Origin of the sequence: Streptomyces sp. NPDC058877, assembly GCF_042742855.1 — a bacterium.
In the GTDB taxonomy this organism is placed as follows: Bacteria; Actinomycetota; Actinomycetes; order Streptomycetales; family Streptomycetaceae; genus Streptomyces.
This window is the reverse complement of record NZ_JBHYMF010000040.1, coordinates 1-16,705: the sequence shown is the minus strand read 5'-3', so window position 1 is coordinate 16,705 and position 16,705 is coordinate 1. Positions and strand designations below refer to the sequence as shown.

The following is a 16,705-nucleotide window of genomic DNA, read 5'->3' as shown; positions in this document are numbered from 1 at the left end:
GACCTTTGGCCCCGTCGTTGGCCCCAGCGGCCCTCCGACCACCGGTGCCCGGATGCCAGGGTGGGGGCATGCCCCCGGAAGCGCCGCCCGGACCGCACGAGGAGGAGCCATGGACGGATCCACCCCCCGTCCCGGCCTCGGCAGGGTCGTCGTCGGTGTCGACGGATCGCCTTCCGCCCGCACGGCGGTGACCTGGGCGGCGGCGGAAGCGGCCGTGCGGCGCAGCCCCCTCTGCCTCGTCCACGCGGTGGACGCGCCGACCGCCTTCCTGCCCCCCGGCGAAGGCGACGGGGCCCGCCGAGCGGGGCGGGAACTCCTCGACCGGACCGCCGAGACGGTCATCGTGCACCATCCCGACCTGACGGTCGTCACCGAACTCGCCGACGGAGCGGCCCCGGGCTGTCTGCGCCGCTCCGCCGCCCGGACCGGCACCGTCGTCGTCGGACACCGGGGCGTCGGCGGTTTCTCCGCGCTGCTGCTCGGATCGGTCGCCCTGGAGGTGGCCGCTGCCGCGACCACGCCCGTCGTGGTGGTCCGCGGGGGCGCGGAACCGACCGGGGCCGGAACCGTCCTGGCCGCGGTCAGGAACGAGACCGACCTGGGCTGCGCCCGGGCGGCGGCGCGCGAGGCCCTGCTGCGGAAGGTCCCCCTCAAACTGCTCCACGTCTGGGGAACGCCGCTTTCCCTCGGCTCGCGGACCGCGGGGCACGGCGATGACGAGGAGGCGGCCCGCCAACACGTCCGGGTGCTGGCCACGGTCTCCGAACGGATGCGCGAGGAGTTCCCGTCCTTGAGCCTGCACACCGAGGGCCGCCGGGACCCCAGTGTGCCCGGTGCCCTGGTCGACGCCTCGGACCGGGCGGGCCTCCTGGTCGTCGGTGGCCGACGGGCGCCCGGGTACCTCGGGCGCACCCTGGGACGGACCACGCTCAGCCTGTTGCAGCACGCCCACTGCCCCGTGGATCTCATCCCGCGGCACGGGCCCGGACACGGGAGCACGTCATGACACCCACCATGGACCGACGCGCCGTCGTGGTCGGCGTCGACCCGATCAGGACGGGACGCCTCGCCCTCGCCTGGGCGGCCGACGAAGCCCACCTGCGCGGAGCCGACCTGCGTCTGGTCGTCGCCGTGCCGCCGCGGCACGACGTGCGGCACGTCGACGACACCGCCCGGCACCGGGCCCAGCGTCAGAACGCCACCGAGGCCCTCGGCTCCGCCCTGGTCTGGGTACAGAACCGGCAGCCGGGAGTCAGGGCCACCTCCGCCCTCCTGGACGGTCCTCCCGCTGGAGTCCTGTCCGGACTGTCCGACGACGCCGACCTGATCGTGCTCGGTTCCCGTCACCTCAGCCGCACCGAGGAGTTCCTCAGCGCCGGCTCCCTGGTCGTCCCGGTCACGGCGACGGCGCGTTGCCCGGTGGTCGTCGTGGGCGACGTGGAGCACACCACCCAGGAGACCCCCTATCTGGTCGTCGGCGTCGACGGCAGCGCCTCCTCACGCACCGCCCTGGCCTGGGCCTTCGAGGAGGCCGACCTCCGGCGCTGCGCCCTGCGCGCCCTTGCCGTCTGGCAGCCGCCCGTCTTCACCGTGCAGAGTGACGTGCTCTTCCACGCCGAACGCCGTCTGCTCTCGGAGACGACCGTGGGGTGGGCGGAGAAGTACCCCGACGTCCGCCTCACCCACGAGGTGCTCCTCGGTTCCCCCGTCGAGGTGCTCGCGGACGCCGCCGAGCACGCCCTGGCCGTCGTCGTCGGCCGGCGGGGGCACGGCGGATACTCGGGGATGCGCGTCGGCTCGGTCGTCCACGGGCTGCTGCACCGTGCGCATTGTCCGGTGATCACCGTCCCCGCCCGGTGAGCAGGCCATGACCGCATCGGAGGCGGACCGGACCTTCGCGCCGGGGCCGGACGCGGCGGGCCTCTCCGAGGCGGAAGCCGCACGCCGGCTCGCCGACACCGGCCCCAACGAAGTGACCGCAAGGAAACCCGTACGGCTCCACCGGCGCGTCCTGGCCCAGCTGACCGATCCGTTGATCATGGTGCTCCTCGCGGCCGTCGCGCTGACGCTCGCGATCGGCGACCATCCCGATGCGATCGTCATCGGCGCGGTCGTCCTCGTGAACACCACCGTCGGCGTGGCCCAGGAGATCCGGGCCGACAACGCCGTCGCCGCCCTCTCGGCCCTCACCGCGCCGCACGCCCGTGTCCGGCGGGACGGTGTCGTACGCGACCTGCCGGCGGCGGCGGTCGTCCCCGGGGACGTGCTGCTGGTCGGCGAGGGCGACGTCATCGCGGCAGACGCCGAGCTCGTCGAGGCGTCCGCCCTCCTCGTGGACGAGTCCATGCTCACCGGTGAGTCCGTACCGGTGGACAAGGAGGTCGGCACGGCGCTGAACGGGGGCACGGTGGTCGTGCGGGGCCGGGGCGTGGCCACCGTGACGGCGACGGGGGCCGCCGGAGCCCTCGGCCGCATCGCGACGCTGCTCGACGAAGAGCGCGAGCCGACCCCGCTGCAGCGCCGCCTCGCGGCACTCGGACGGGTCCTCGCGGTCGTGACGCTGGCCCTGTGCGTCCTGGTCTTCGCCCTCGGCCTGGTGCGGGGACTTCCGCTCGGCACGATGGCGGTCACCGCCATCAGCCTGGCCGTGGCGGCCGTTCCCGAGTCCCTCCCCGCCGTCGTCACCCTCGCCCTCGCCCTGGGGGCCCGGCGGATGGCCGCCCGACACGCCCTGGTCCGGCGTCTGCCGGCAGTGGAGACGCTCGGATCGGTGTCCGTGCTCGCCACCGACAAGACCGGCACCCTGACTCGGGGGCGCATGGTCGTCGAACGGGTCTGGACACCGTTCGGGAGCGTCGACCCGTCCGGTGCGGAACACGAGCCGCCGGAGGTGCCGCCCCGGGGCGGGGGACCGGTGTCGGCGGACGGACCCCGGCCCGCGACGGAACTGCTGACCGTGACTTCCCTCTGCAACGACGCGACGCTGCGGCCCCCGGACGACGGAGCGTCGGGGGGAGGCGGAACGGCCCTGGGCGATCCGATGGAGGTCGCCCTGCTGGCTGCCGCGACCGCGATGGGCTGCCCCTCGAAGGAGGAACTGGCGAGGACCCGGCCGCGGATCGGGGAAGCCCCCTTCGACAGCCTCCGCAGGCGCATGACCACCGTGCACTCGGCCGGTGGGGGACGGGTGCTGGTCTGTCTGAAGGGCGCCCCCGAAGCCGTGCTGGACCCGGCCGTGCTGAGTGACCCCCCGGACGCGCTCGCCGCGGCACGGCAGGAGGCCGCACGGCTGGCCGCACGGGGGTACCGCGTGCTCGCCGTCGCCTCGGGCGTACGGGACGACCTCCCGAGCCCGGTCACCGCGGCGGAGGCGGGACTCGCGCTCCTCGGCCTCGTCGCGCTCAGCGACCCGCCCAAGCCGAACGCCGCCGCCACGCTCGCCTCCTGCCGGGCTGCCGGCATCACCCCGGTCCTCATCACCGGTGACCATCCGGCGACTGCCCGGGCGGTGGCGTCCCGGGTCGCGCTCCTGGGCGGCTCCGAGACGGACGACCGGGTCCTCACCGGTGCGGACGTGGCCGCGGGCCGCGTCGCCGACCTGACCTCGGTACGGGTCTTCGCCCGCACCGACCCTCAGCAGAAGCTCGACATCGTGGAGGCGTGGCGCGCCCGGGGCGCGGTCACCGCCATGACCGGCGACGGGGTCAACGACGGTCCCGCCCTGCACCGCGCCGACATCGGCGTCGCCATGGGGGCCCGCGGGACGGAGGTCGCACGACAGGCCGCCGACCTGGTCCTCACCGATGACGAGCTGTCCACCGTCGTGGCGGCCGTCGAGGAGGGGCGACGCGTCTACGACAACATCCGGCGCTTCCTCGTCTACGGAATGGCGGGAGGCGCGGCCGAGGTCCTCGTCATGCTCGTCGGCCCCTTCCTGGGGCTGCCGCTGCCCCTGCGGGCGGGACAGATCCTGTGGATCAACCTCCTGACGCACGGCCTCACCGGTGTCGCCATGGGTGCCGAACCAGCCTCCCCGGGGACGATGCGGCGTCCGCCCCGCCCGCCGGACCAGCACGTCCTCGGCGGCGGAGCGTGGCAGCGGCTGCTGGTCCTGGCCGGAGTCGTCACGGCGGGCTCCCTCGCCGCCGCGCTCGGTGCCCGGGCCCTCGGCCGCGACTGGCAGAGCGTCCTCTTCCTCGCGCTCCTCGCCGCACAGCTGGGCGCCGTCCTGGGACTCCGCTCCCGACTTTTCACCCGAAAGAACCCCTTCCTCCCCCTGAGCGTTCTCGCCTCGGCCCTACTGGCCCTGGCCGCGCTGTACGTGCCCTTCCTGAGCTCGGTCCTGGAGACCGTCCCCCTCGACGAGGCGGGCGTCGGGCTCGCCGCCACCTGTGCCCCGCTCGGCTTCCTCACCGCGCGATCCGTCCGCACCGCCTATCGCGGGGACGGCTCGGCTGGAGCATCGCGGACACCCGAACTACGGTGAAGGGGCTTCTGCCCGGCGAGGGCCGTGCGTGCGACGTGGCCGGAGGTGGCGATGGATCGGGAGAGCCCCGGGCCGGGCGACAGCAGGCTCCCGCGGCTGAAGTTCGACGAGCTGCTCGACGAGCTGCAGGTGCGCATCGACGAGGTGCGGGGTACCAGGGACCGGCTCAACGGACTGCTCGAAGCCGTCATGGCCGTGGGCAGCGAGCTCGACCTGCCCCAGGTGCTCAGGGGCATCGTGGAGGCGGCGGTCACCCTCGTCGACGCCGGGTACGGGGCACTGGGCGTCATCGGCGACGATCGGAAGCTCTCGGAGTTCGTGACCGTCGGCATCGACGAGGAGCTGCGGGCACGGATCGGGGACCTGCCCTCGGGCCATGGCCTGCTCGGCGAACTGATCCGCAATCCGCACCCCCTGCGCCTGCCCGAACTGTCCGAGCACCCCGCCTCGTACGGTTTCCCGCCGCACCACCCGCCGATGCACTCCTTCCTGGGCGTTCCGGTCCGTGTCCGTGACGAGGTCTTCGGCAACCTGTACCTCACCGAGAAGCGGAACGGGGTCGACTTCGACGCCGAGGACGAGGCCGTGGTGACGACCCTGGCCGTTGCGGCCGGCATCGCGATCGACAACGCCCGCCTGTACCAGGAGGGCAGGCTCAAGCAGCGCTGGCTCGCCGCGAGTTCCGACCTCACCAGCGCCCTGCTGTCCGGGGCGGAGGAGGCCGAGGTCCTCGAAGGGATGCTGGAGCAGGCGGTGGACATCGCGGGGGCGGACACCGGGGTGTTCGCCCTGATGGGTTCCCGGGGCGAGCTGAGGGGGTCGCTCGCCCGGGGGGAGGGGGCCGAAGCACACCGGGGCCTGGTGCTGCCCAGCAGCGAGGGCACCCTCGCCGCGATCGCCCTCGCGGAGGAGGGCCTGGTCACGGTCGCCGACGTGGAGAACGAGCCGCGCATCACGGTCCAGCGCGACCAGTGGAAGGGCTTGGGCCCGGCGGTGGCGGTCACGGTGGGCACGAAGGAGCGGTTGAGCGGCGTCCTGATCCTCGCGCGCCGCCGCGAGCGCCAGCACTTCACGGTCGCCGAGACCACTGCCCTGCCGGGGTTCGCCGGACAGACGGCACTGGCGCTCGAACTGGCGGACCGGCGTCGGGAGGCGGAGCAGATCAGCCTCCTGGAGGATCGCGACCGCATCGCCCGCGACCTGCACGACCTGGCGATCCAGCGGCTCTTCGCGACCGGCATGACCCTGCAGAGTACCCGCAGGTTCGTGGACCACCCGGAGGCCTCGGACCGGTTGGGCCGGGCGATCGATGACCTCGATGCCACCATCAAGATCATCCGGTCGACCATCTTCGGCCTCCGGGAACACGACGCTCCGGGCAGTGCACCGAAGCTGAGGAGCCGGGTGGTCAAAGCCGTGGACGAGGCCATGGTCACCCTCGGATTCACCCCGGCGCTGCGCATGGAGGGCCTGCTCGACACGGACGTGCCCCCCGAGACGGCCGATGAGGTGATCGCCGTCATCGGCGAGGCCCTGAGCAATGTGGCCCGGCACGCTCGGGCGCACCGGGCCGAGGTGTCCGTGGTCTGCGACGGGGGCGTCCTGGCGGTCGAGGTGAGCGATGACGGGGTCGGCATCCCGCCGAACGGTCCCCGGAGCGGGCTGCGGAACCTCCTGGAGAGGGCCGAGCAACTGGGCGGCACCCTGACGGTCCGGGCGCGGGGCGAGCCGGTGGGCGGCACGGCGGTCGAGTGGCGGATCCCGCTGTCCACCGGGCGGAGCTGAGGGCCGGACCGGCGGCTGTGCCCGCTGGCCTCCACTGGCCGCCGGCCCCCGACGGGGGAGGCCGGAGTCCCTACCCTTCCTCCGCTTCGTGCTCGTGGGCCTGCGCGGCGATCACGGCGGCCTGCACGCGGCGCTCCACCCCGAGTTTGCCGAGCAGCCGTGAGATGTGGTTCTTGACGGTCTTCTCCGACAGGTAGAGCCGCTTCGCGATCTGCCGGTTGGTGAGCCCCTCGCCGATCAGGTCGAGGACGGACCGTTCCCGCTCGGACAGCACGGCGAGCCGCTCGTCCTCGGGCTGTCGCGCCGGCTCGGGGTCCCGCAGGGAGCGCATGAGCCGGGCGGTGGTCGCGGGGTCCAGCATCGATTGTCCGCTCGCCACGGTCCGTACCGCCGACACGAGGTCGGCCCCCTTGATCTGTTTGAGGACGTAACCGGCCGCTCCCGCCATGATCGCGTCGAGCAGTGCTTCCTCGTCGTCGAACGAGGTCAGGATCAGACAGGCCAGTTCGGGCATCCGTGAGCGGAGCTCCCGGCAGACGGAGATCCCGTCGCCGTCCGGCAAGCGCACGTCGAGGACCGCGACGTGCGGGCGCAGCGCCGGCCCGCGGGCGAGGGCCTGTTCTGCCGTGGCCGCCTCTCCGACCACTTCCAGGTCGGGTTCGTCGTCGATCAGGTCCCGCAGACCCCGGCGCACGACCTCGTGGTCGTCGACGAGGAAGACCCGCGTCGGTCCGGCGGCGGTCGGCAGATCGGTCATGGTGCTTCCCGGGGTCGGTGGGTTCCTGCCCGCCCCCATGAGGATTGTCCTCCATCCCCGCCCCCCATGGGTACCGGAATCCGTCCGGATGCCGCCTGCGGGGCACGGACGGGCCGGCCGGTCGTCCCGGCCCCGGGGTCGTCCTCGGCTTCGTTCGGGAGGGTGCGGAACGCAGCCGGGGTCAGTTCACACCGCGGATGCGGCCGACGAGGAGGCCGCCGAGGAGGATGGCCAGGGCCGCCGCGGCGTACAGGCCGGTGTAGCCGCCGAGGTGGGCGATGACCGGTGCGGCGACGGCCGGGGCGAGGACCTGGGGGCCGGAGTTGGCGATGTTGATGACGCCGAGGTCCTTGGCGCGGTCGACGGCCTTCGGCAGCACCTGGGTGACCAGGGCCTGGTCGACGGCGAGGTAGATGCCGTAGCCCCCGCCGAGGACGGCGGCGGCGGCGAGGGCGGCCGGCCAGGTGTGGAACAGGGCGAGAGCCAGCGCGGCGGCTGCCATGATCAGGGAACAGAGGACGACGAAGCCCTTGCGCCGCCCCACCCGGTCGGACAGGGCACCCACGGGGACGGCGGTGAGGGCGGCGCACAGGGTGTAGACCGCGGTCAGGACCAGCACCCCGGTGCCCGGGTCGCGGTGGTGGACGGCATCGGAGAGGAAGTAGAAGAGGTAGAGGGTGCCCAGGGCGTTGCCGAGGTTGATCAGGAACCGGCTGAGCCAGGCCCAGCCGAAGTCGGGGTGCTGCCGCGGGCTCACCCAGAACGAGCGGGCGAAGGCGCGGGAGTCGAAGGCGGGGCGCAGCGCCCGGGGCAGCGGCGGTTCGGCGTGGAACAGCACGAAGGGCAGGGCGAGCACCACGGTGAGCACGGCGAGGACGGCGTAGCCGGACCGGACACCGGTGACGAGCAGGGTGGTGACGAGCGCTCCGAGGACCAGCCCGAAGGACTGCATGAGGCCGGTCCAGCCGGAGACCCGGGCCCTTTGGTCGAGTGGCACCCGGTCGGCGATCGGGGTGGCGACCCCGGCCAGCATCGCGTTCAGGCCGGCTTGCGCCAGGCACCAGCCGAGGGCGACGCCCGCCACCGTGTGCTGGGTGGCGGTGATCGCCAGCCCCGCCGCCCCGGCGAGGGCACCGCCGAGGATCCAGGGCCTGCGGCGGCCGAACCGGCTGGTGGTGCGGTCCGACCACGCGCCGGCGATCGGGTTGGCGAGGACCGCGATGAGCGCCCCGAGCCCCGTGACGAGCGACAGCGCGGTGTTCTTGTCCTGCGGGGAGATGTGTTCGAGCTGGAGCGGCAGCAGGACCTGTATGGGCGTCATGAAGGCCATGAAGACGGCGAGCGTGGCCAGCGAGAGACGGGCCGTCCAGCCGGCCGTGACCGGGACGGTGGGCTCGGCGAGGACGGCGGTGAGGTCCGCCGCCGCTGCTTCCGGGGCGCGGTCCACGGTCACTCCGTCGCTCTGGACCGCTGGGAGGCGATCAGGTCGCGGTACCACGCGAAGCTGGCCCGTGGCGTGCGGAGTCCGGTGGCGAAGTCGACCTCGACGAGCCCGAAGCGCTGGTGGTAGCCCTCCGCCCATTCGAAGTTGTCGAGCAGCGACCAGGTGAAGTAGCCGCGCACGTCGACCCCCAGGGCCTGGGCACGGGCCACTGCGGCGATGTGTCCGGAGAGGTAGGCGATCCGGTCCTGGTCGTCCAGCCCCGCGGGTTGGGAGCAGCCGCTCTCGGTGATCCACACCGGGGGAAGGGCGCTTCCGTAGCGGGTGCGGAGGCCGGTGAGGAGCTCCGTGAGCCCTTCGGGAACCACGGGCCAGCCGAAGTCGGTCCGGGGGTAGTCCTCCTGGGGCTCGGTCAGGTCGAAGGGGAGGCCGGAGGCGGGGTCGGCCGGAGCGGTGACCCAGGTCGGGTTGTAGTAGTTGATGCCGAGGCCGTCCAGTGGAGCGGAGATGGTGGCCAGGTCCCCGTCGCGCACCACTCCGCCCCAGCTCGGATCGGGCATCCCGTAGGCCGAGAGGTCGGGGTAACGGCCCAGGAGGACGGGGTCGTTGAAGAGCCGGTTGTGCAGGACGTCGTAGGCCGAGGCCGCGGTGCCGTCCGCGGCCGACCGGGCGTCCGGGCGCAGGCGGACGGGGGTGCAGTTGTTGGCGATCAGCACCTGCCCTTCCGGGACGGCGGCCCGCAGCGCGGCGGTGGCGAGGCCGTGGCCGAGCAGTTGGTGGTGGGCGACCGGCAGCGCGTCGAGCAGCAGGGCACGGCCCGGGGCGTGCACGCCGAAGCCGTAGCCGAAGGACATGTGCACGAAGGGCTCGTTCAGGGTGATCCACCGGCGGACCCGGTCGCCGAGCCGATCGGCGACGACGGCTGCGTACTCGGCGAACCGGTGGGCGGTCGAACGGTCCAGCCATCCGCCCCCGTCCTCCAGGGCTTGGGGCAGGTCCCAGTGGAAGAGGGTGGGCGTCGGCTCGATTCCGGCCGCGAGCAGCGCGTCGACCAGGCGGTCGTAGAAGTCGAGCCCGCGCGGCTCGACCCGGCCCGCACCGGTCGGTAGGACGCGCGGCCAGGAGATCGAGAAGCGGTACGCGTCGAGCCCGAGCCGGTGCATCAGCGCGACGTCCTCGTCGAACCGGTGGTAGTGGTCGCAGGCGGTGTCGCCGGTGTGCCCGTCGCGTACGGCCCCCGGGCGCCGTACGAAGGCGTCCCAGATGGAGGGGCCCTTGCCGTCCTGCTCGGCCGCGCCCTCGATCTGGTACGCGGCGGTCGAGGCGCCCCAGGTGAAGCCGGAGGGGAGCCGGGGGAGTCGTGCGGCATCGGTGGAGTGGGTGGTCACGGGCACCTGCCTTCGATCGGTGATGCGGGAGCTGATCACCTTCGACCGCCGGCGTGCGTGCGGCCCGCCGTCCGAAGTGGGCCGCACCGTAACATGAACTTCTGTTCATGTTCTATGGGTGGGGAGGCGCTCCGGAGCGGTCTTCCGCGGCCGTCAGTCGGTCGTGCAGGTCCTCCCAGTAGGCGTTCAGCATCCGCTTGAGCTCGTCCACCGTCTCCAGGTCCGGTTCCCCCTCGTTCCTGAATGCTTCGTGCAGCACGGCGTTGGCCGCCCACACCGCCATCCGGGTCGCCCGGCGCACCCGCTCACCGCCCGGTGCGCCGAGCAGGTGCTCGACGATGCGCTGCAGGCCTTCGGCGATGAGGGCGTTGCTCGCCTCGTCGGCCCGTGCGAGTTCCGGGCTGAGGTGCCGTCCGGTCCAGAGCACCATGCCGCCGGGCTGGGACCGGAAGACCTCGGCGTAGACGTCGACCATCGTGCCGACCAGATCGGTCAGTTCGCCCCCGACGGCCCGCTCCACGAGCCCGTCGATGGCGGTTTTGAAGGCCGTCAGGTACTGCTGGCCGAGGGCGTCCACGACCGCGCTCTTGTCGGGGTAGAACTGGTAGATGCTGCCGATCGGCACGCCCGCCTCCTCGGCGATCCGCCGGACGGTCAGCGCCTCGTACCCCTCCCGGGACAGGAGTCGGTCGGCCGCCGCGAGGACGGCCTCGACCCGGGCCCTGCTGCGTGCCTGCTGCGGCCGTCTCCGGATGCGTGCCCGCGCGCCGGGTTCCGGTTTCGTCGCTTCCGTCACGGCTTGCTCCCCGTCGTCCGATGGGGGGCGAAGGTAGCACGCGGCCGTCTGGCGGGCCGGTGTCCAGGAGTTCGCCGGGGCGCTTCCCGACGCCGGGCCCCGGTCCCGCGGGCGCCGCGCCGTGTCGGGGGTGCCGCACCGGGGTGGGGGTGCCACACCGGGGTGGGGGCGCCCCCCACGGCCTTCTATCGCCCATTCCCGTCGTTCTTAGAATGGGTGGGTGAAGGACATCGATGCGATCGCGGTGCTGCAGGATCCGGTGCGGCGCCGCCTGTACGAGTACGTGGCGGCCCAGGGGCGCGAGGTCGGGCGCAACGAGGCCGCCGAGGGGGTCGGGGTGGCGCGCACCCTGGCCGCCCACCACCTGGACAAGTTGACCGAGGCCGGGCTGTTGCAGAGCGGCAGTCGTCGGCTGACCGGACGGTCGGGGCCCGGGGCGGGTCGTCCCGCCAAGGTGTACGTGCGGGCTCCTGGCGAGCGGTCGGTGTCGCTGCCCGGGCGCGACTACCGCACCGCCGCCGAGCTGCTCGCCGAGGCCGCCGAGGAGGCCGGGCTCGATGCCGGGCTCTGTGCGGCGGCGCGCCGGCGGGGAGAGTCCCTGCGCGGTGGGGCGGCTCCCTGCGAAGGGCTGGAGGAGGCCGTGGAACTGCTGGCCGCCCGCGGTTACGAGCCGTACGTGGAGGTCGCCGAAGGGGACGGCGCGAGCGCGGTCCGGCTGCGCAACTGCCCCTTCCACGCGGTGGCCGAACGCTTTCCCCCGCTCGTCTGTGGCATGAACCTCGCGCTGCTCGACGGTCTGCTCGGCACGGACGGTCCCGTGCGCGCCCGGATGGACGCCCGGCCGGGAGAGTGCTGTGTGGTGGTCGAAGCTTCTAAAAACAATAATCATTGACATAGAAAATCGAGTCGTGCTGGGATGAACCCATGACCGCACCCGCGCACGCCTTCCACCTCGCCCAACTCAACGTCGCCACCCTTCGGTACCCCCTCGACGACCCGCGCGTGGCGCCGTTCGTGGAGCTCCTCGATCCGGTCAACGCCGCCGCTGACGGAGCCCCCGGCTTCGTGTGGCGACTCGTCGGGGAAGGGGACGACGACGCCACCGGCCTGCGCCCGCTGGGAGAGGACGTCATCGTCAACCTGTCGGTGTGGGAGACCCCGGAGGCCCTGTGGGACTACGCGTACCGCAGCGGTCACCTGGACGTGATGCGCCGGCGTCGCGAATGGTTCGAGCGGCACGTCCGGGCGCACCTGGTGCTCTGGTGGGTGCCCGCCGGGCACGTGCCGACCGTCGCCGAGGCCGTGGCGCGGTTGACCGAGCTGCAGGAGCGGGGGCCGTCCCCCCGCGCCTTCACCTTCGCCTCCCCCCACACCGCGGCCGAGGCCGCGCAGGAGTCGGGGGCGGGGCCCGCCCCGGTCTGAGCCCATGGCCCGGGGCCGACCGATTCCCCGTGTCGGCCGGTCCCGGGGTCGTCGACCACGGTTCCCGCGGGCTGCGGCCGGTCGCGACCCCGGCGCCCCCGACCGGACGCGCCGCCCTCCGGTACGGGACCCATGGCGGTCACCTCCGGTCGATCAGGTCCCGGGTCAACCCCATCAGGCGCTCGCGCGCCTCGCCGTCGTAGGCCTGCTCGTGGGCCCGCGTGTCGTCGAACCGGTCGAAGTAACGCCCCGTGACCGTGGCCAACTCCGGATCCAGCAGCAGTCGCACGGTCGGGCGAACGCCCTCTTCGGTGCTGGTGACGGGGGTGAGGCCGTAGGCGCGGACCCCGGCCGTGTCCATCAGGTGGGCCGGGTGGAGGGCGTTCACCGTGACGCCGCTGCCCTCCAGCTCGGCGGCCAGCTCGAAGGTTGCCATGATCATCGCCAGCTTGCTCCGGCAATAGGCGCGCAGGCCTTCGTAATCGCGCTCCAGCATCACGTCGTCGAAGTCGATCTCCTCCTGTCCGATCGAGGCGACGTTGACCACCCGAGCCGGCGCCGAGGCGGTGAGCAGCGGCAGCAGGCCGCGGGTGAGTGCGTACGGCGCCAAGTGGTTGACGGCGAAGCGGAGTTCGTACCCCTGGCCACTCAGCTCGCGCAGGAGCGGCTGTGACCCCCCTCCCGCCACCGCATTGTGGACGAGGCCGTTGAGGTGCGGTTCCGTCGCCCTGATCCGGGCGGCCATCGCATCGACCTGGTCCAGGTCGGAGAGGTCGGCGACATGGGTGCGGACGGTCGTGCCGGGCCCGGCGGCCCGGACCTCGGTGGCCACGGCCTCCAGGCGTTCGGCGTTCCGGCCGTGCAGGAGGAGGGTGCCGCCGAGGGGCGCCAGGTCGAGCGCGAGTGCGTGCCCCATGCCCTGGGTGACGCCGGTGATCAGAGTGGTGCGCTGGGTCATGGCCACCACGCTGGCACTCCCGGCCGTCCCCCGGGAGTGGGTGCTGCACCTGGTGTTGGCACCACCAGGCTGAGGACGTGCCGGTCCGGCCGACCGAAGCGGCCGACCGGACCGGCGGGCCGTGATCAGCGGAGGTCGAACCGGTCGAGGTTCATCACCTTGTCCCAGGCGGAGACGAAGTCGTGCACGAACTTCTCGCCGGCGTCCGCGGAGGCGTACACCTCGGCGAGGGCCCGGAGCTGGGAGTGCGAACCGAAGACCAGGTCGACGGGGGTGGCGGTCCACCGCACCCGGCCCGTGGTGCGGTCCCGTCCCTCGAAGACGTTCTCCTCTGAGGGGGACGCCTTCCACTCCGTGCCCATGTCGAGCAGGCCGACGAAGAAGTCGTTGGTCAACGCCTCCGTACGGTCGGTGAAGACGCCGTGCGACGACTGCTTGAAACCGGTGCCCAGCGCTCGCATGCCGCCGATGAGCACGGTCATTTCGGGGGCGGTCAGCGTCAGTAGATTGGCGCGGTCCAGCAGCAGCGTCTCCGGGGACAGCTTCTCGCCCGGCCGCAGGTAGTTGCGGAATCCGTCCGCCCGGGGTTCGAGGACGGCGAACGACTCCACGTCGGTCTGCTCCTGCGAGGCGTCCGTGCGCCCCGGCGCGAACGGGACCGTGACGTCGTGCCCGGCGTTCTTCGCGGCCCGTTCGACGGCTGCGCACCCGCCCAGCACGATCAGGTCGGCGAGGGACACCTTCGTCCCGCCGCCCGAGCCGTTGAAGTCCTCGCGGATCCCTTCCAGCACCTCGACCGTCCGGGTCACCTCGGGCAGGTCGTTGAGCTCCCAGTCCTTCTGCGGCGCGAGCCGGATGCGGGCGCCGTTGGCCCCGCCGCGCTTGTCGGTGCCGCGGAAGCTCGCCGCTGACGTCCAGGCCGTGGTGACCAGGTGGGACAGCGGAAGCCCCGCGTCGAGGATCCTGTCCTTGAGGGCGGCGACGTCGGCCTCCCCGACCAGGTCGTGGTCGACCGCGGGGACGGGGTCCTGCCAGAGCTGCGGCTCGGGGATCCACGGTCCGAGGTAGCGGGAGAGGGGCCCCATGTCGCGGTGCAGCAGCTTGTACCAGGCCTTGGCGAAGGCTTCGGCGAGCTGGTCGGGGTTCTCGTGGAAGCGCTTCGCGATCGGCGCGTAGACGGGGTCCATCCGCAGGGAGAGGTCCGTCGTCAGCATCATGGGCGCGTGCCGCTTCGACGGGTCGTGCGCGTCCGGCACCGTGCCCTGTGCCGAGGCGTCCTTCGGGGTCCACTGCTGGGCACCGGCGGGACTGGTCGTCAGCTCCCACTCGTACCGGAACAGATGGTCCAGGTAGCCGTTGTCCCAGGTCGTCGGTTCCGTGGTCCACGCCCCTTCCAGCCCGCTGGTGAGCGCGTCGGCCCCCGTGCCGCTGCCGTGGGTGTTCCGCCACCCCAGGGCCTGCTGCTCCATGGGGGCGGCCTCGGGCTCCGGGCCGATGTACTGCGGGTCGACTGCGCCGTGGCACTTGCCGAAGGTGTGGCCGCCGACGATGAGCGCGACCGTCTCCTCGTCGTCCATCGCCATGCGGCCGAAGGTCTCCCGGATGTCCCGAGCGGCGGCGACCGGGTCGGGGGTGCCGTTGGGCCCCTCCGGATTGACGTAGATCAGACCCATCTGCACGGCGCCGAAGGGGCCGGTGAGCTCACGGTCGCCGCGGTAGCGCTCGTCCCCGAGCCAGGTGTCCTCCGGACCCCAGAAGATCTCTTCGGGCTCCCAGACGTCCGGGCGTCCGAAGCCGAAGCCGAAGGTCGTGAAGCCCATGGACTCCATGGCGCAGTTGCCGGCGAAGACCAGCAGGTCGGCCCAGGAGATCTTGCTGCCGTACTTCTGCTTGACCGGCCAGAGGAGCCGGCGCGCCTTGTCGAGGCTGGCGTTGTCCGGCCAGCTGTTGAGCGGTGCGAAGCGCTGTGCGCCGCTGCCGCCGCCGCCCCGGCCGTCGGCGATGCGGTACGTCCCCGCGGCGTGCCAGCTCATCCGGATGAAGAGGGGCCCGTAGTGGCCGTAGTCGGCGGGCCACCATTCCTGGGAGTCCGTCATCACCGCGAACACGTCGCGCTTCAGGGCCTCGACGTCGAGGCCCGCGAACTCCTTCGCGTAGTCGAATTCCTCGCCCATCGGGTCGGACAGGGGCGAATGCCGGTGGAGGACCTGAAGGTCCAACTGGTTGGGCCACCAGTCCGCGTTCGTCATGGGGCGGTTGTCGGCGGGAGTGGGGGAGGGGATCGCCGGGTTCTCGCTGTCGCTGCCGGGCACGGGGGTCCTTCTTCCGCTCGTGGGGACGGTTTCGGCGTCCGTCATGGTCGCTCACGGCGGGCCGCGCGGGCGTGAGAACACGCAGGGCTCCACCCGGTCGACATATCTGGAAAGGGAGAATTTTCCATGGGGGCAGTGGTGCCCCGGCCGCATGGACGGGCCCGTCGTGGTCGACGGGGCGGACGGAGCGCGGGGCGGTGGCCCGGGTTCCGGCCCCGTCGGCGGCCGGGGGGCCGTCCGAGGTGCAGCTCCTCCTGGAAATGGACCGGGATGTGATGAAACCTTCCGGCTCTTCGAGCCGTCCTCTCACGAGGGAGACGGTCGCAACCGACGGGGAGTGGGATTTCATGGGGCAGGGCAAGTACACCGCGCACATAGCCGTGGTGGCTTCGGCGGTGGGGCTCAGCGCGGCGGTCTGGGGGGCCACGGCGCTGATGGACCGCGGGGCGAGCGCGAGGCCGGGGGGAGCTCCGGCGGTGGAGGCTCCTGCGGCGAAGCCCGAGGTGCCGGCCCCGGTGCGGCCGGTGAAGGTGCCCCGGGCCATTGCGCACGCCGCCGAAGCGGGGGGCGCGGCGGTGAACATCACCATCGACGACGGGCCCGACCCCCGCTGGACGCCCCAGGTGCTCGACGTCCTCAAGCAGTACGACGTCAAGGCCGTGTTCTGCATGATCGGTCCGCAGGCCCGGCAACATCCGGACCTCGTCAAGCGGGTCGTGGCGGAGGGCCACCGGCTCTGTGACCACACCATGACCCACGACACCACGATGGACAAGAAGTCCGTGGCCTATCAGGAGCGGCAGATCCTCGAAGCCAAGGAGCTGATCGAGGAAGCCGCCGGCGGCGTCGAGGTCGAGTACTACCGGGCGCCGGGCGGTGCGTTCACCCCGGACAGCCGACGGATCGCCGCGGCTGCGGGCATGCGACCGCTGGGCTGGAACGTGGACACCAAGGACTTCGAACTGCCCGGTACGGCCTCGATCGTCGGCACCGTCAAGAACGAGCTGCCCAACGGGCCCACGATCCTCTTCCACGACGGCGGCGGTGACCGCAGCCAGACCGTCGCGGCCCTGCGCCAGGTCGTGCCCTGGCTGAAGCAGCACGGACACTCCTTCAGCTTCCCCGTCCGCACGACCCCCTGAGCGCCGCGACCGGCGCGCGTGCCCCGCGCGCTCGATGCTCCGGGGCCGGGGCGGCACCGCTCGCCGGGGCCCGTTCGGGCGGTGCGAGGGGGCGGACGCCGTGTCTTCGAGCAGGTCGACGCGTTGGGGGAGTGTGACCTCTACACGACGCATCTCCTCGCTCCTCGCCGTTGCCGCCGCCTTCTCGTGTCTCGGCGCGTCCGCCGCGCACGCGGCGG

At 72.7% G+C, this 16,705-nt stretch carries 13 protein-coding genes; 7 read left to right on the top strand and 6 right to left on the bottom strand.

Features of this window, described 5'->3' with window-relative positions; all coding sequences use genetic code 11:
- The first annotated feature begins 109 nt into the window (after positions 1-109).
- From ACFW2Y_RS12490 to ACFW2Y_RS12475, 4 genes are read left to right on the top strand one after another with little or no spacing between them, the layout of a single operon-like run.
- Positions 110-1,006: a universal stress protein gene (locus ACFW2Y_RS12490; protein ID WP_384877011.1), complete on the top strand. Its 897-nt coding sequence runs from the start codon at positions 110-112 to the stop codon at positions 1,004-1,006.
- The gene (locus tag ACFW2Y_RS12485; RefSeq protein ID WP_384877009.1) at positions 1,003-1,860 is read left to right on the top strand and encodes a universal stress protein; all 858 of its coding nucleotides are present in this window, start codon (positions 1,003-1,005) and stop codon (positions 1,858-1,860) included. The genes ACFW2Y_RS12490 and ACFW2Y_RS12485 overlap by 4 nt, the downstream gene beginning before the upstream one ends.
- Before the next feature lie 7 nt (positions 1,861-1,867).
- Positions 1,868-4,486: a cation-translocating P-type ATPase gene (locus tag ACFW2Y_RS12480; protein WP_384877007.1), complete on the top strand. Its 2,619-nt coding sequence runs from the start codon at positions 1,868-1,870 to the stop codon at positions 4,484-4,486.
- 51 nt (positions 4,487-4,537) lie between these two features.
- A complete protein-coding gene (locus ACFW2Y_RS12475; protein ID WP_384877005.1) occupies positions 4,538-6,271 on the top strand; it encodes a GAF domain-containing protein in 1,734 nt (577 codons plus the stop codon).
- A gap of 70 nt (positions 6,272-6,341) precedes the next feature.
- Here the strand turns inward: ACFW2Y_RS12475 and ACFW2Y_RS12470 are convergent, their stop codons facing one another.
- The 4 genes from ACFW2Y_RS12470 to ACFW2Y_RS12455 all read right to left on the bottom strand — a co-directional run bounded on the left by ACFW2Y_RS12470 (position 6,342) and on the right by ACFW2Y_RS12455 (position 10,653).
- A complete protein-coding gene (locus ACFW2Y_RS12470; RefSeq protein ID WP_384877003.1) occupies positions 6,342-7,028 on the bottom strand; it encodes a response regulator in 687 nt (228 codons plus the stop codon).
- Positions 7,029-7,209: 181 nt separating this feature from the next.
- The gene (locus tag ACFW2Y_RS12465) at positions 7,210-8,475 is read right to left on the bottom strand and encodes an MFS transporter (RefSeq protein ID WP_384877001.1); all 1,266 of its coding nucleotides are present in this window, start codon (positions 8,473-8,475) and stop codon (positions 7,210-7,212) included.
- A gap of 2 nt (positions 8,476-8,477) precedes the next feature.
- Positions 8,478-9,863, bottom strand: a complete 1,386-nt coding sequence (locus ACFW2Y_RS12460) for a GH1 family beta-glucosidase (protein WP_384876999.1) — start codon at positions 9,861-9,863, stop codon at positions 8,478-8,480.
- 106 nt (positions 9,864-9,969) lie between these two features.
- Entirely contained in the window at positions 9,970-10,653 is a 684-nt protein-coding gene (locus ACFW2Y_RS12455; RefSeq protein ID WP_384876997.1) for a TetR/AcrR family transcriptional regulator, read from the bottom strand.
- Between the two features lie 220 nt (positions 10,654-10,873).
- On the opposite strand from ACFW2Y_RS12455, the gene ACFW2Y_RS12450 reads away from it, so the two are divergent.
- Together ACFW2Y_RS12450 and ACFW2Y_RS12445 are read left to right on the top strand one after the other, a co-directional pair.
- On the top strand, positions 10,874-11,545 hold the full coding sequence (locus ACFW2Y_RS12450) for a helix-turn-helix transcriptional regulator (RefSeq protein WP_384876995.1): 672 nt from the start codon (positions 10,874-10,876) through the stop codon (positions 11,543-11,545).
- A 32-nt stretch (positions 11,546-11,577) separates the two neighbouring features.
- Positions 11,578-12,075 (top strand): DUF3291 domain-containing protein, encoded by a 498-nt coding sequence (locus tag ACFW2Y_RS12445; RefSeq protein WP_384876993.1) that lies wholly within the window; start codon positions 11,578-11,580, stop codon positions 12,073-12,075.
- 139 nt (positions 12,076-12,214) lie between these two features.
- On the opposite strand, the gene ACFW2Y_RS12440 is transcribed toward ACFW2Y_RS12445, so the two are convergent.
- Together ACFW2Y_RS12440 and katG are read right to left on the bottom strand one after the other, a co-directional pair.
- Positions 12,215-13,033: an SDR family NAD(P)-dependent oxidoreductase gene (locus tag ACFW2Y_RS12440; RefSeq protein ID WP_384876991.1), complete on the bottom strand. Its 819-nt coding sequence runs from the start codon at positions 13,031-13,033 to the stop codon at positions 12,215-12,217.
- Between the two features lie 125 nt (positions 13,034-13,158).
- A complete protein-coding gene (gene katG, locus ACFW2Y_RS12435) occupies positions 13,159-15,345 on the bottom strand; it encodes a catalase/peroxidase HPI (RefSeq protein ID WP_384876989.1) in 2,187 nt (728 codons plus the stop codon).
- A 347-nt stretch (positions 15,346-15,692) separates the two neighbouring features.
- Here katG and ACFW2Y_RS12430 point away from each other — a divergent pair, with 347 nt between their 5' ends.
- A complete protein-coding gene (locus ACFW2Y_RS12430; RefSeq protein WP_384876987.1) occupies positions 15,693-16,487 on the top strand; it encodes a polysaccharide deacetylase family protein in 795 nt (264 codons plus the stop codon).
- The last annotated feature ends 218 nt before the right edge of the window (positions 16,488-16,705 follow it).

Bases quoted from the DNA above. Each gene is read 5' to 3' on its own strand.
- ACFW2Y_RS12485 (WP_384877009.1), top strand. From the start codon at position 1,003: ATGACACCCACCATGGACCGACGCGCCGTCGTGGTCGGCGTCGACCCG.
- ACFW2Y_RS12440 (WP_384876991.1), bottom strand. From the start codon at position 13,033: ATGACCCAGCGCACCACTCTGATCACCGGCGTCACCCAGGGCATGGGG.
- ACFW2Y_RS12430 (WP_384876987.1), top strand. From the start codon at position 15,693: ATGGGGCAGGGCAAGTACACCGCGCACATAGCCGTGGTGGCTTCGGCG.
- ACFW2Y_RS12470 (WP_384877003.1), bottom strand. From the start codon at position 7,028: ATGACCGATCTGCCGACCGCCGCCGGACCGACGCGGGTCTTCCTCGTC.
- ACFW2Y_RS12445 (WP_384876993.1), top strand. From the start codon at position 11,578: ATGACCGCACCCGCGCACGCCTTCCACCTCGCCCAACTCAACGTCGCC.
- ACFW2Y_RS12480 (WP_384877007.1), top strand. From the start codon at position 1,868: ATGACCGCATCGGAGGCGGACCGGACCTTCGCGCCGGGGCCGGACGCG.
- ACFW2Y_RS12475 (WP_384877005.1), top strand. From the start codon at position 4,538: ATGGATCGGGAGAGCCCCGGGCCGGGCGACAGCAGGCTCCCGCGGCTG.
- ACFW2Y_RS12490 (WP_384877011.1), top strand. From the start codon at position 110: ATGGACGGATCCACCCCCCGTCCCGGCCTCGGCAGGGTCGTCGTCGGT.